Below are 14,766 nucleotides of genomic sequence, written 5' to 3'. Positions count from 1 at the left end.
CTTCGTTCCGACGGCGAAAAATCCCGCGCTGCGCGCGATAGTCGACCAGCGGTCGACTCTACCTGTCCTGCCGTCATCGCCGCAGTGCACGCCGCCCCGGGGCTTCCTGCAGGTCCGCGCTGGCGACCACCACGCGGTTGCGGCCGCTGCGCTTGGCCTCGTACATCGCGGCGTCGGCACGTGCCATCAACCGCTCGTAGTCCGGATGACCATCGTGACCGGCCACGCCGATGCTGGCGGTCAGCTCCAGCACCTGGCCATTGGCCAGCGCAACGGGCGATTGCGCGATCTGCCGGCGCAGGCTCTCGGCGATCACGGTCGCCTGTGATTCGCTGGCCGCCACCAGCACCACCACGAATTCTTCGCCGCCATAGCGGAACAGGTAGTCGCTGCCACGCGTGAGCTGGCCGAGCAGGCCGGCCACGTGCTGCAACGCACGGTCGCCGGCATCGTGGCCATGGCCGTCGTTGATTGCCTTGAAATGATCCAGGTCGAGCAGCAGCAGCGAGAACGGTGTGCGGTTGCGCGTGGCCAGCTCGATTTCCCGGCGCAGCACGGTGGGCAGGAAGCGACGGTTGAGCAGGTTGGTCAGCGCGTCGCTGCCGGCATCCAGTTCGCCGATGCGCTCGAACAGCAGCGTCATCAGGGTGCGGATGGCGGCCAGGTCCTCGCGGATGGCCGGCAGCACCGCCAGTCGCTGCGCCGGAGCATCGCCACTCGCGCGCTGCAGGTGGCCGTCAATGCGGGCCATCAACTGGCCCACCTGCTGCGTTTCGCTGCTTTCGCCGAAGCTGGGGATGCCCTTGTGGGTGAACCACAGGCCGAACTCCGAGGTGGCCAGGCTGGCGTTGTCGCTGGCCTGCACGTGGCCGGCGAGGGCGTAGAGCAGGGCGTTCTCCCAGTCCAGCAGCAATGCGCGCTGGCGCTCGCGTTCGGTACCGACGTTCTGTACCAGCGAGAACAGCCGGTAGGCGGCGTCGGCACGGGTGGAGCGCTCGCGCGCATGGGTGTAGGCCAGGGTCATGCCTTCCATGGCGATGTCCATGATCGCGCTGAGGCAGGCGATGGCGGCGAACGCGGTCGCGCTGTCGGGCGCGTCGTCGCGCAGGCGCACGAACAGCTCGTGCTTGAGCACGCGCGCACCGCGCGTCACCAGGTCGACCGGGATGCCGACCCGTGCGTGTACGTCGCCGATCACCCGCTGCGAGGCGACCGTGGTGGCGATGCCAGCGGTGTCGGTGGTCAGCAGCTGTACCAGCCAGCGCTGCATGGCCGGCTGCAGGCGCTGCTTGACCTGGTCGTGGGACAGGAAGCGGCGTGCGCGCCCGTCCTGCAGCAGCACTTCGTAAAAGCGCTGGGCCAGCGCGGGTGGGGCATCGGAGGCAGCGGCCTTGAGCAGCGCGGTGGCGGCAGGGCCGGCCTGTAGCAGGCATTGCTGCCAGGCCTCGGCCAGCGGCTGGCTGGCATCGTCCAGTTGGGGTGGTTCCACGTCGATCTCTGACTGCGTACGGCAAACCACGGGTATCGGCCGCGGCGGCATACGGTTGATGGCGGGGTAGCCCGCCAGTTTACGCGCGGTGCAGGCTTGCACGGTGCGCAAAGCACATCGACGCCGCTGCGGCAATGAGTGAACGCATTTGAGAATCACTCGCATTGATGGGAGAATGCGCGCACGGAGCGGGCTGCAGGTGCCTGCAGGACGGCTCCGCCTCCCCCCTCGTCGTTGCCTCAAGCCCTTTGCCAGAGGCCCCGCAGCCCTGCCAGAAGGTCCTGATCATGTCTCCTGCCGTTGTCCATTCACCGCGCCCGCTGGCGCTTGCCGTCGCCGCCCTGCTGGCGGGCAGCGCCTTGACCGCCCAGGCCGAAACCGACGCCACCGATATCGACACGGTGCACGTCACCGCCTCGCAGATCGCGCGCCAGGCACTGGGTACCTCGACCATCACCGCCGAGGATATCGCCCGGCGGCCGCCAGCCAACGACATCGCCGAGCTGTTGCGGACCATGCCGGGCGTCAACCTGACCGGCAACAGCGCCTCGGGCCAGTACGGCAACAACCGCCAGATCGACCTGCGTGGCATGGGCCCGGAAAACACCCTGATCCTGGTCGATGGCAAGCGCATCGGCGCACGCGATGCCGTGCGCATGGGGCGCAGCGGCGAGCGCAATACCCGCGGTGACACCAACTGGGTGCCGGCGGAAATGATCGAGCGCATCGAAGTGCTGCGCGGCCCGGCGGTGGCACGCTATGGCTCCGGTGCCTCCGGCGGCGTGGTCAACATCATCACCAAGCGCCCGACCGGCGACCTGACCGGTGCGGTGGACCTGTATGGGCTGGTGCCCGAACACAGCGCCGAAGGTGGCAGCGAACGCGTCGGCCTGCAGCTGAGTGGGCCGATGACCGACACCCTGTCGTTCCGCCTGTACGGCAATCTCAACAAGACCGACGCGGACTCGCTGGAGCTCAACCGCCAGTACGCTACCAACCCCAACGCGGTGCCGCCGGCCGGCCGCGAGGGCGTCAAGAACCGCGATGTCAACGCGCTGCTGCGCTGGGACGTGACCGCCAACCAGGTGGTGGAGTTCGAAGCCGGCACCAGCCGCCAGGGCAACATCTACGCTGGTGATCGCGCGGTCAGCACCACCGGTACCTCGACCGGCGTTGACCTGGCGGCACTGGCCGAGGGCGAAGCGGAGACCAACCGCATGTACCGCAACACCGGCGCGATCACCCATCGTGGCCGCTGGGGCGACGTGACCTCGCGGGTGACAGCTGCGGTGGAGGCGGTGAACAACTCACGCATCAACGAAGGCCTGGCCGGTGGCCCGGAAGGCAGCTTCAACGGCACCGACTGGTCGACCTCGCGACTGCGCAACTACCAGCTGGACGGCGAAGTGAGCTTCCCGACCACGCTGGGTGGTGCCGAGAACATCTGGACGCTTGGCTTTGAATACCTGGACAGCCGCCTGACCGACCCGTACTCGATGAGCCAGTCCAGCAGCAGCGGCGGCGGCATCCCGGGGCTGTCGGCCGATCGTGCGCGGGGCAAGGCCGATGCGCAGACCACCGCCGTGTTCGTCGAAGACAACATCTACCTGGGTGAGCGCTGGATCGTTACCCCGGGCCTGCGCTTCGACCACCACAGCCAGTTCGGCAACAACACCAGCCCCAGCCTCAACGCGCAGTTCCGCATCAACGGCGACTGGGTGGTGAAGGGCGGCATCGCCCGGGCGTTCAAGGCGCCGAACCTGTACCAGTCGAATCCGGACTATCTGTATTACACCCGTGGCAATGGCTGCCCGAATGCACTGCCGAGCCTGGGCGCCGGCTGCTACATGCGCGGCAATGCGGACCTGAAGGCGGAAACCAGCCTGAACAAGGAACTCGGCATCGAGTGGGCACCGCAGAGCGGCTGGCAGGCCTCGTTGACGTACTTCCATAACGACTACAAGGACAAGATCCAGGCCGGCTACACCCAGATCGGCCTGACTGCCGACACCAGGGGCCGCATCTTCCGCTGGGAGAACGCGCCGAAGGCGATCGTGCAGGGGCTGGAAGGCAACCTGGTAATCCCGCTGCTGGGCGAGCAGGGCAACCGCCTGAAGTGGAGCAACAACTTCACCTACATGGTGGAGAACGAGAACAAGCGCACCGGCCAGCCGCTGTCGGTGATTCCGAAGTACACCGTCAACACGATGCTGGACTGGCAGGCCACCGACAAGCTGTCGCTGCTGCTGACCGGCACGTTCTACGGCAAGCAGAAGCCGGCCACTACCAACATCAACAATGATCCGCGCTGCACCGGCACCTGCGACCCATCGATCGCACTGCAGGATCGCGGTGCATACAACATCTGGGGCGTGAGCGCGCGCTACAAGGTGACCGAGACGGTCAGCTTCGGCTTCGGCGTGAACAACCTGGCCGACAAGCGCCTGTTCCGCGAGGCCAACAGCAGCGATGCCGGCGCGGCGACCTACAACGAGCCGGGCCGCGCGTACTGGGCCAGCCTGCGCTTCGGGTTCTGACCCGATGAGGCCTGCGCCGGGGCGTTCCCCGGCGCAGCCTGAAGGCTACTTCACCTGCCGGCAATCGCGCAGGTGGACGCCACCGGTGTCCATCTTGTCGACCACGCCTTCCAGTTTCACCCAGTCGTTCTCGCGCAGGGTGGCGCCCAGCGCCATCTGATCCGGCGCCAGCGCACAGTGCACGGTGAAGTTGGCATTGTTGTCGTCGTTCGACTGGCGTCCGCCGATGCCACCGATGCCCTTCATCTTGGTGACCAGATAGCCCACCTCGAAGGTCTTGGCAAAGCGGTTGGGCTGGGCGGTGTACACCTGGCCATCGATGATGAAACGACGGCCGAAATACTTGACGAGCAACGGCTGGTACATCGCATCGGTATCCGGCGGGGTGCTGGTGCCGGAGAACAGCGCCCTGAGCGGTGCGGTGTTGATTTCCCGCTGCAGCCGCTTGGCGTCCTTGCCCATTTCGGTGGACATGCCGACCGCAGTGGCCTGGATCGGCTTGTCGAAACCGCTGGAGACACGCACGGCTTCCGCGATCGCCTCGCCTTCGGGGCCGGTCTTGAGCTTGTCCAGCCAGCCACACAGCGCGCTGCGTGCGTCCTCTTCCTTGGCGGTCTGCCCGCGTGACAGCTTGGTGCCAACCACCACGTTGCCGCCATTGGAGGCGGTGATGATGCTGACCAGCGGCATCTTGGTGTCGGTCTGCAGCACGTACATCTGGCCTTCGGTCTCGGTGATGACATCTCCGCTGACGAAGTTGTTGCCCTCATCAAGCGCTGCCTTGCGCAGCTGGCCCAGGGCGCTGCGGGGCTTCAGGCCGGGGAGGGTGACTTCGGAGGTGAAGAACTGGCCATTGCGGGGATCGCCTACCGCCTGGAAGTTCTGCTGGCAGGTCTTGGCCGAGGCGCTTGCGGCCGTGCCCAGCGCGCAGGCCACGGCGACGGCGACCCAGGGGGTCTTGGTAGTCCACATGTTCCGGATTCCTTGTGCTTGGGTGTCCATTGCGGGCAGCAACGCCGAAGCGGTCCGGCTGCCCGTTCCCCATCCAGAGGGGATGCGGTCATCATAGTGTGGCCCGGCACGGGCGCAAGCTGCGGCGAGCCGCGACGTGCAGTCTGCAATGTTATAAACACCGTGATAGTTTCCCCACGGCCGCCGGCGTAGCCTGCCTCCATCGCAAAGGAGCTGTTGCCATGGGCCACGACCACGATCACCTGCCATCCGAGATCCGCCACGAGAAACCCTTGTGGTGGGCGCTCGGCCTGACCTCCACCTTCCTCGTCATCGAAGTGGTGGGCGCGTTCTGGACCAACAGCCTGGCGCTGTTGTCCGACGCGGCACACATGGCCACCGACGCGCTGGCCCTGATGATCGCGCTGGTCGCGGTGCGGCTGAGCCGGCGCCCGCCGGATGCGCGTCGCACCTACGGCTATGCGCGCCTGGAAGCGCTGGGCGCAATGATCAACGGCGCGATGCTGTTCGTGGTTGCCGGCTACATCCTGTGGGAAGCCGTCGGGCGCTTCAGCAAGCCGCAGGAGATCGCCTCCACCGGCATGCTGGTGATCGCCTCGGCCGGCCTGGTCATCAACCTGATCTCGATGCGCCTGCTGCAGGCCGGCAGCGGCGAGAGCCTCAACGTGAAGGGCGCCTACCTGGAAGTGTGGGCGGACATGCTCGGCTCGGTGGCGGTGATTGCGGGTGCGGTGCTGATCCAGTTCACCGGCTGGAAGCCGATCGATCCGATCCTGGCGGTGCTGATCGGCCTGTGGGTGTTGCCGCGCACCTGGGTGCTGATGCGCGAGGCGATCAACGTGCTGCTGGAAGGCGTGCCCAAGGGCATGGACGTGGCCAAGGTGCGCGACAGCCTGTCCAGCCATGCCGCGGTAATGGACGTGCATGACCTGCACGTGTGGGCGCTGGCCTCCAGCACGCCGGCGCTGACCGCGCATGTCGTGATGCGCGATGGCACCGATGCCGACGCGCTGCGCCGCGAGCTGGGAGCGCGCCTGCACGATGACTTCGGCATCGAGCACGTGACGCTGCAGATCGAAGCGGACCACTGCGGCGAGGCCTGTGGTGAACCGGCGCCGGCCAAGGGCGGTGAGCACGAGGCCCATGAAGGCCATGACCACGGCGAGGACGCGCAGGGCCATCGCGGTCACGTGCATCGCTGATCGAAGATGACGCTCGTGCCGGGAGATGCCCGGCGCAGCTATTCGTCCCGACGTGAAGCCAGCCGATCCGCCAGCCGGGTCGGCTCCGGCAGCCGGTAACCGCGCAGGGTGCGCTGCACCCAGTCCAGCGCGGTATCGGCACTGACCCGATGGCCGCCGGCCACGAACAGCGGCTTGCAGCGCACCTTGCTGCGCAGCACCCAGCCGAGCTGCTCGTCACCGTCCATCAATGGCGTATGCGCGCCTGCTTCGGCACCTGGTTCGACGAACCGGCCCACCAGTTTCGACTTGGCCACGCCGATGCTCGGCAGGTCGGTGACCACGCCCAGATGCGCGGCCACGCCCAGTCTGCGCGGATGGCTGATGCCGTGGCCATCGACGAACACCAGATCCGGCGCCCGCGGCAGCAGTGCCAGCGCGGCCAACAACGCTGGCAGCTCGCGGAAGCTGAGCAGGCCGGGAATGTACGGCATCACCGTGGGAATGCGCGCTATTTCCTGCGCCACGGGCTGCAATGTCTTCGCATCCAGCAGGACCGCTGCGGCGCGGGTGGTGGCACCGTTGTCCTCAAAGCCCACATCCAGCCCGGCCAGCCAGCGCACGTCGTTGGGCAGGCGGTCCTGGCGCTCCACGCGGCTGGCAAGCTGGGTCTGCTGCGCGCGGGCAGCGGCGACGCTGCCTTCCCAGCGCCCGGGGTCGATCACCGTGTTCATTGGCTGGAGCATCGCATGCGCGGCGCCACGGCCCGGTGAGCGGCAGCCGGGGCTACAATGGCGGCCTGCCTTTCCTCGCGTTGGAGACCCTGCAGTGACCCGTAAACTCGTACTGTTGCGCCATGGCCAGAGCCAGTGGAACCTGGACAACCGCTTCACCGGCTGGGTCGATGTCGACCTGACCGAGCAGGGGCGCCGGGAAGCGGCCGCCGCCGGTCGCCTCATGCGCGAGGAAGGCCTGCAGTTCGACGTCGCCCATACCTCCGTACTGAAGCGCGCCATCCACACCCTTCAGGGTGCGCTGGCCGAGCTGGAGCAGGACTGGCTGCCGGTGAACAAGTCCTGGCGCCTCAACGAGCGTCACTACGGCGGCCTGCAGGGCCTGGACAAGGCCGAGACCGCCGCCAAGCACGGCGAGGAGCAGGTCAAGGTGTGGCGCCGTTCGTACGACATCCCGCCGCCGCCGATGGAGCTGGAAGATCCGGGCCACCCGATCCATGACCGCCGCTACGCCGGCCTGGACCGCAACGCGCTGCCGGGCACCGAATCGCTGGCCACCACCCTGGATCGCGTGCTGCCGTACTGGCACGACGCGATCGCGCCGCAGCTGAAGGACGGCAAGACCGTGCTGGTCACCGCCCACGGCAACTCGCTGCGCGCGCTGTACAAGTACCTCAACAATGTCTCGCGCGAGGAAATCCTCGAGCTGAACATCCCGACCGGCATCCCGCTGCTGTTCGAACTGAACGACGACCTGACGGTGCAGTCGTTCCGCTACCTGGGCGACCCGGAAGCGGCGCGCAAGGCTGCTGAAGCCGTGGCCAACCAGGGCAAGGCGAAATAAGTAGATACCCACCGTTGGTGGGTATTCTTCTGCTGGGTGTGTGCGGACCAACGGTCCGCACACACCCGCTTGCGACCACGGGCGTTCCCCCTGTGACCTTTGGCCGGTCCCTGTCGTGGGCCTCCCCGGCTACCCTGTGAAATTACCCGCAGGAGAGCCTCATGAACGTCCGCAACCTGGTCCCGCTGGGCCTGACCATCGCCATCGCTGCCTCGCTGGCGGCCTGTGGCAAGAACGAAACCGCACCGGCGGCCGGTGCCGACGCCAAACCGGCCTTCGACCTGTCGCAGATCAAGACGCCGCTGATCTCGCTCAACAGCGCCGACCTGGATCCGGCCATCTCGGCCTGTACCGACCTCAATGGCTTCGTCAACAGCAAGTGGCTGAAGGCCAACCCGGTGCCGGGTGACCAGACCACCTGGGGCAGCTTCGAGATCCTGCGCGAGCGCTCGCTGGAAGTGCAGCACGCGCTGGTGCAGCAGGCCGCCGCCAGCCAGGCCAAGGCCGGCTCGGTGGAAGCCAAGATCGGTGACATATGGAAGACCGGCAATGACGAAGCCAAGATCGAATCCGCCGGCCTCGCGCCGCTGCAGCCGCAGCTGGACAAGATCACCGCGCTGAACGATACCGCCGCCATCACCCAGTACCTGCGCGACAGCCAGGCCGAGGGCAAGGGCGTGCTGTTCTCGCTGTTTGCCAATGCTGATTACAAGGATTCGGCCAACGTCATCGCCTACGTCGGCCAGGGCGGCCTGGGCCTGCCGGAGAAGGGCTACTACTTCGACGATGCGCAGGCCAAGATCCGCGACGCCTACGTGGCCTACATCGCGCAGGTGCTGACTCTGTCCGGCGTGGACGCCGCGCAGGCCGCCGAGCAGGCCAAGGCCGTGATGGCCTTTGAGACCCGCCTGGCCAAGGCCTCGATGTCGCGCATCGAAATGCGTGACCCGGCCAAGCGCTACAACCCGCTCAGCGCCGCAGACGCCGACAAGCTGACCCCGAACTTCAGCTGGACCGCGCTGTTCGACACCCTGAAGGTGCCGGCCGCACAGAAGTTCTCGCTGGCCCAGCCGGGCTTCTTCGGTGAAATGGACAAGATGCTGGCCGATGTGCCGGCCAGCACCTGGCAGGCCTACCTGCGCTTCCACACCATAGACGACGCCTCGCCGTACCTGAGCAGCCAGTTCGAGAAGGCCAACTTCGAGTTCTATGGCAAGACCCTGCGCGGCCAGCAGGAAATGCAGCCGCGCTGGAAGCGCGTGCTGGAGTCGGTCAACGGTGGCATGGGTGAAGCCCTTGGCCAGCTGTACGTCGACGCCGTGTTCCCGGCCGAGTCGAAGGTGGCCATGCAGCACCTGGTGGAGAACCTGTCGCAGGCATTGAAGGCGCGTCTGGAGCAGCTGCCGTGGATGGGCGAGGAAACGAAGAAGAAGGCACTAGAAAAGTGGGCCAGCTTCACCCCGAAGATCGGTTACCCGGACAAGTGGCGTGACTGGGCGGGCCTGCAGACCAACGGCGACAGCTACCTGGGCAACATGCAGGCAGCGCGTGCGTTCAACTACCGCTACATGTTGGACAAGATCGGCAAGCCGGTGGACAAGACCGAGTGGGGCATGACCCCGCAGACGGTCAACGCCTACTACAACGCCACCAAGAACGAGATCGTGTTCCCGGCGGCGATCCTGCAGGCGCCGTTCTTCGACGCCAAGGCCGATCCGGCGCTGAACTACGGCGGCATCGGTGCGGTCATCGGCCACGAAATGATGCACGGCTACGACGACTCGGGCAGCCAGTTCGCCGCCAACGGCAATTTCGACAACTGGTGGACCGACGCCGACCGCAAGGCCTTCACCGAGCGTACCGACCAGCTGGTTGCACAGTTCGATGGCTACGAGTCGGTGCCGGGCGTGTTCGTGAAGGGCAAGCTGACCCTGGGCGAGAACATCGGCGACCTGGGTGGCCTGACCGTGGCCTACGACGCACTGCAGATGGCGCTGAAGGAAGACCCGAAGGCGAATGTGGAAGTGGATGGCCACAGCCAGGACCAGCGCTTCTTCATGAACTGGGCCACCGTGTGGCGCCGCAACTTCACCGACGGTGAGCTGCGCGTACGCCTGAACACCGACCCGCATGCGCCGGCCAACTTCCGAGCCAACGGTGCACCGTCGAACATGCCGTCCTTCGCTGCGGCGTTCCAGTGCAAGGCCGGCGACGCGATGGTGCGTGCCGACGACAAGCGCGTGGTGATCTGGTAACCGATCACCCGTGATGCGTGATGCGAAAGGCCCGGCGAACGCCGGGCCTTTTGTTTTTCAGGCCGACAGCGATGAGGGGACGGGTAGAGTCGACTGTCAGTCGACTATCGCGCGCAGCGCGGGATTTTCTCGATCCGAAGAGCAGTCGACTAACAGTCGACTCTACCGCCGGGTCGTTTCACGTGCCGGGAGTCGACCAACCGGTTCGACGGAATCCGCTTGGTAGAGTCGACCGTTGGTCGACTATCGCGCGTAGCGCGGGATTTTCTCGATCTGGACGAAGGGCAGTCGACTAACAGTCGACTCTACCGGCGGGTCGTTTCACGTGCCGGGAGTCGACCAACCGGTTCGACGGAATCCGCTTGGTAGAGTCGACCGTTGGTCGACTATCGCGCGCAGCGCAGGATTTTCTCGATCTGGACGAAGAGCAGTCGACTAACAGTCGACTCTACCGGCGGGTCGTTTGACGTGCCGGGAGTCGACCAACCGGTTCGACGGAGTCCGCTTGGTAGAGTCGACCGTTGGTCGACTATCGCGCGCAGCGCGGGATTTTTTCGATCCGAGGAGCAGTCGACTAACAGTCGACTCTACCGCCGGGTCGTTTCACGTGCGGGGAGATCTCAGGCCAGCTCAGGTTCCTGCGCCAGCAGGCGATGGAAGCGTTGCAGAACGTAAGGGTCGATCAGACCACCGGATTGCTCGTCGATGATGCGCAGTGCCGTCTCGTGTTCCATCGCGGCACGGTAGGGACGCACGCTGGTCATCGCGTCATAGGCATCCGCAACGGTGACGATGCGTGAGCCCAACGGAATGCTCTCGCCGCGCAGCCCATCGGGATAGCCACTGCCATCGAACGCCTCGTGATGGGCGCGGATCAGCCGCGCAACCGGTGCCGCGTCGCTGCGGCCAGTGGCCAGGAACATGTGTTCACCGCGCACCGGATGCTCGCGCATGATCGCGCGCTCCTCGTCGGTATGCCGGCGCGGGGCCAGCAGCACCTCATCGGGAATGCCGATCTTGCCGATGTCATGGAAGCGTGCGGCCAGGCCGATCTGCGCACTGGCCTCGTCATCCAGATCGCAGTGCGTGGCCAGGCGCTGCGCGAGCAGGCCAACGCGGTCGCAATGGTGGCGGGTGTAAGCGTCGCGCATCTGCAGCGACATCGAGAGGGCATCGATCAGGCAGGCCTGTGCATGCAGCAGGTCGGGGGCGGGTACGGCGTCAGGAAACATGGTCATCCGCCCGCACCGGGTGGGGACCGGTGCGGGGTGTTCGGGGGCGATCAACCCGGGGCGAGGGTGGTCAGAAGGGCGCGGGCCGCGTTGAAGCGGTCCTCCGGCAACGGCAGCGGATGCTTGATGCGAAGCTTGTCGGGCCCTTCCATGGCATAGAGGTTTGGCTGTTTCTGGATCAGCTGGATCACCGCCATCGGATCGATGTTCGGCTTGGACTCAAACACGATGCGGCCACCGTTCTCACCCAGGTCCAGCTTGCGGATGCCCAGCGCGTTGGCTTTCAGCTTCAGCTCGGCGATGGCGAACAGGTGCTTGGCCGCATCCGGCAGCAGGCCGAAGCGATCGATCATCTCCACCTGCAGTTCGCGCAGCGCATCGCTGTCGCGCGCGCTGGAAATACGCTTGTACAGGGTCAGGCGGGTATGCACGTCCGGCAGGTAGTCTTCCGGGATCAATGCCGGCACATGCAGCTCGACCTCGGCACCACGCACTTCCTCGCCGGCATCCAGGTCGGGCAGCTTGCCCTGCTTGATGCTGCGTACCGCGCGCTCCAGAAGCTCGGTGTACAGGCTGAAGCCGACCTCGGCCATCTGCCCGCTCTGGTCCTCGCCGAGCAGTTCGCCGGCACCGCGGATCTCCAGATCGTGCGTGGCCAGGGTGAAGCCGGCGCCCAACTCGTCCATCGAGGCGATCGCTTCCAGGCGCTTCTCAGCGTCGGGGGTGATCGCGCGGCGGTCGGGGGTGATCAGGTAGGCGTAGGCACGGTGGTGCGAACGGCCCACGCGGCCACGCAGCTGGTGCAGCTGGGCCAGGCCGAAGCGGTCGGCGCGGTTGATGATGATGGTGTTGGCGTTGGGGATGTCGATGCCCGATTCGATGATCGTGGTCGACAGCAGCACGTTGAAGCGCTGCTTCTGGAAGTCCAGCATCACCTTTTCCAGCTCGCGCTCGGGCATCTGCCCGTGGGCGATGCCGATGCGCGCTTCCGGCACCAGCTCGGACAGCTCGCGCTGCATGCGGCCGATGCTTTCCACGTCGTTGTGCAGGAAGTACAGCTGGCCGCCACGTGCCAGCTCGCGCTGGAAGGCTTCGCGCAGCAGCGCGTTGTCCCACTGGGTGATGAAGGTCTGCACCGCCAGCCGGTTCGGCGGCGGCGTGGCGATGATCGACAGGTCACGCAGGCCGGCCATGGCCATGTTCAAGGTGCGCGGGATCGGCGTGGCGGTCAGGGTCAGCAGGTGCACGTTGGCGCGCAGCGCCTTCAGGGCTTCCTTCTGGCGCACGCCGAAACGCTGCTCTTCGTCGACGATGACCATGCCCAGGTCCTTGAACTTCACGTCGGGCTGCAGCAGGCGATGGGTGCCGACGATGACGTCGATGGTGCCGGCGGCGACCTTTTCCAGCTCGGCCTTGATCTCCTTGGTGCTCTTGAAGCGCGACAGCACCTCGACCTTCAGCGGGTAATCGGCGAAGCGGTCGCGGAAGTTGCGGTAATGCTGTTCGGCCAGCAGCGTGGTCGGCACCAGCACGGCCACCTGCTTGCCGGCACTGGCGGCGGCGAATGCCGCACGCACCGCCACCTCGGTCTTGCCGAAACCGACGTCGCCGCAGACCACACGGTCCATCGGCTGGCTGCTGGCGAGGTCGCGCAGGGTGGCGTCGATGGCGGCCAGCTGATCGGGGGTTTCCTCGAACGGGAATCCGGCTGCGAACGGCTCGTACATCGCACGGTCCACCTGCAGTGCCAGGCCGGCACGCGCCTGGCGACGGGCCTGGATCTCCAGCAGTTCGGCAGCGACGTCGCGCACCTTTTCGGCGGCCTTGCGCTTGGCCTTGCTCCACTGCTCGCCACCGAGCGAATGCAGCGGCGCGGTTTCCGCTGAAGCGCCGGAGTAGCGGCTGATCAGGTGCAGCTGGGCGACCGGCACATACAGGCGGTCGCCCTTGGCGTATTCGATTTCGAGGAACTCGCCGGGCATGCCGCCGACGTCCATCGCGATCAGGCCACGGTAGCGGCCGACACCATGGTCCTCGTGCACGATCGGTGCACCCTCGGTCAGTTCGCCGAGGTCGCGGATGATCGCTTCCGGCTCGCGGCCGGCACGGCGCGTGCGGCGGGTGCTGCCGGCGCGCTCGGGGAACAGCTGGCGCTCGGTCAGCACCGCGATGCGCGGATCGTCCAGTGCGAAGCCATCTTCCAGCGGTGCCACCGCGATCGCGAAGCGCGCATCGTCGGCGAGGAAGCTGGGCAGGTCGGCCACCACCGGCGGCTTCAGCTCGGCGGCCTGCAGCACTTCCAGCAGGGCCTCGCGACGTCCGGGCGAATCGGCGGCGATCAGTACCCGGCCCGGATAGTGGCCGAGGAAGGATTTCAGCGCGTCGCCAGCGGGGGCCTCGCGCGCGGCCACCGGCAGCGGCGGCAGCGGCTGGTCACCCAGCGCATGGGCATCGGCGATGCGCGCGTGGTCAGCCGACCACACCTCGATGCGCGGGGCATCGTTCAGGCGCTCGCGCAGCAGCTCCGGCGACAGGTACAACGCCGAAGGCGGCAGCAGCGGGCGCTCCACATCATGGCGGCGCTGCTCATAGCGGTCCGCGGTCTGCGCCCAGAACGCGACGGACGCTTCATACGCACCGGTACAGACCACCGGCAGGCTGCCGTCGGGCAGGTAGTCGAACAGGGTCGCGGTGCGTTCGAAGAACAGCGGCAGGTAGTACTCGACGCCGGCCGGGACCAGCCCGGACTTCAGATCCTGGTACAGCGAACTGCGCCGGGTATCCACATCGAAACGCTCGCGCAGCGTGGCCAGCACGCGTGCGATGCTGGCCTCGTCCATCGGCACTTCGCGGCCGGGCAGCATGTGCACCGCCTCGACCTTGTCCAGCGAACGCTGGCTTTCCGGATCGAAGGCACGGATCGAGTCGATGTCCTCGTCCAGTAGTTCTACCCGCAGCGGCTCGTCGGCGCCCATCGGGAACACGTCGAGCAGGCCGCCGCGCACCGCGAAGTCACCTGGGTCCATCACCTGCGGCACGTTGCGGTAGCCGGCGCTTTCCAGGCGACGCTTCTCGGCTTCCAGGTCCAGGCGCTGGCCGACTTTCAGGTCAAAGCTGCCACCGATCACATAGCTGCGCGGGGCCAGCTGCTGCAGCAGGGTCTGCACCGGCACGATCACCAGGCCGCGCTTCAGCGCCGGCAGGCGGTGCAGGGCGGACAAGCGCTGCGAGATGATGTCCGGATGCGGGCTGAAGCGGTCGTACGGCAGGGTTTCCCAGTCCGGGAAGGCGACCACCGGCAGGGCCGGGTCACCGCCAAGCAGGGTCTGCAGGTCGGCTTCGAGCTGGTTGGCACCGTGGTTGTCACGGGCGATCACCAGCAGCGGGGCGTCATGCGCACGCGCGGCCTGGGCCAGGTACCAGGCCAGGGCGGTCGGCGAGGCGGGGGCGCGCCACCAGGCGCGGAGCTGGCCGGCGCGCGGCAGCGGCGGGGCGGGGTATGAGGTACGCGACATGGACCCC

General features: G+C 66.7%; 9 protein-coding genes. 4 read left to right on the top strand and 5 right to left on the bottom strand.

From position 1 onward, the window contains the following. Positions 1-73 precede the first annotated feature (73 nt). Positions 74-1,489, bottom strand: coding sequence for a GGDEF domain-containing protein (locus AC5P9F_RS01485; protein WP_062606860.1), 1,416 nt, complete (start codon positions 1,487-1,489; stop codon positions 74-76). A gap of 287 nt (positions 1,490-1,776) precedes the next feature. Here AC5P9F_RS01485 and AC5P9F_RS01480 point away from each other — a divergent pair, with 287 nt between their 5' ends. Further along, a complete protein-coding gene (locus AC5P9F_RS01480) occupies positions 1,777-4,026 on the top strand; it encodes a TonB-dependent siderophore receptor (protein WP_495231878.1) in 2,250 nt (749 codons plus the stop codon). A 45-nt stretch (positions 4,027-4,071) separates the two neighbouring features. On the opposite strand, the gene AC5P9F_RS01475 is transcribed toward AC5P9F_RS01480, so the two are convergent. Beyond that, a complete protein-coding gene (locus AC5P9F_RS01475) occupies positions 4,072-4,998 on the bottom strand; it encodes a hypothetical protein (RefSeq protein ID WP_005408676.1) in 927 nt (308 codons plus the stop codon). A 221-nt stretch (positions 4,999-5,219) separates the two neighbouring features. Here AC5P9F_RS01475 and AC5P9F_RS01470 point away from each other — a divergent pair, with 221 nt between their 5' ends. Continuing rightward, the gene (locus AC5P9F_RS01470) at positions 5,220-6,200 is read left to right on the top strand and encodes a cation diffusion facilitator family transporter (protein WP_274850114.1); all 981 of its coding nucleotides are present in this window, start codon (positions 5,220-5,222) and stop codon (positions 6,198-6,200) included. 38 nt (positions 6,201-6,238) lie between these two features. Here the strand turns inward: AC5P9F_RS01470 and nfi are convergent, their stop codons facing one another. Beyond that, positions 6,239-6,913, bottom strand: a complete 675-nt coding sequence (nfi, locus tag AC5P9F_RS01465; protein WP_111193595.1) for a deoxyribonuclease V — start codon at positions 6,911-6,913, stop codon at positions 6,239-6,241. 94 nt (positions 6,914-7,007) lie between these two features. Between nfi and gpmA the strand changes: the two genes are divergently transcribed. Both gpmA and AC5P9F_RS01455 read left to right on the top strand, forming a co-directional pair. Continuing rightward, positions 7,008-7,757: a 2,3-diphosphoglycerate-dependent phosphoglycerate mutase gene (gene gpmA / locus AC5P9F_RS01460; protein ID WP_005408679.1), complete on the top strand. Its 750-nt coding sequence runs from the start codon at positions 7,008-7,010 to the stop codon at positions 7,755-7,757. A 161-nt stretch (positions 7,758-7,918) separates the two neighbouring features. Continuing rightward, positions 7,919-10,012: a M13 family metallopeptidase gene (locus AC5P9F_RS01455; protein ID WP_005412666.1), complete on the top strand. Its 2,094-nt coding sequence runs from the start codon at positions 7,919-7,921 to the stop codon at positions 10,010-10,012. 620 nt (positions 10,013-10,632) lie between these two features. Here AC5P9F_RS01455 and AC5P9F_RS01450 read toward each other — a convergent pair. Beyond that, positions 10,633-11,250, bottom strand: a complete 618-nt coding sequence (locus tag AC5P9F_RS01450) for an HD-GYP domain-containing protein (RefSeq protein ID WP_099497556.1) — start codon at positions 11,248-11,250, stop codon at positions 10,633-10,635. 44 nt (positions 11,251-11,294) lie between these two features. Next, complete coding sequence (gene mfd / locus AC5P9F_RS01445) at positions 11,295-14,759, bottom strand: transcription-repair coupling factor (protein ID WP_114618497.1); 3,465 nt, start codon at positions 14,757-14,759, stop codon at positions 11,295-11,297. Between the last annotated feature and the right edge of the window lie 7 nt (positions 14,760-14,766).

The sequence above is a fragment of the Stenotrophomonas sp. YJH_SMC_4 genome, assembly GCF_059371575.1.
This window is presented reverse-complemented; position numbering and strand designations above follow the sequence as displayed.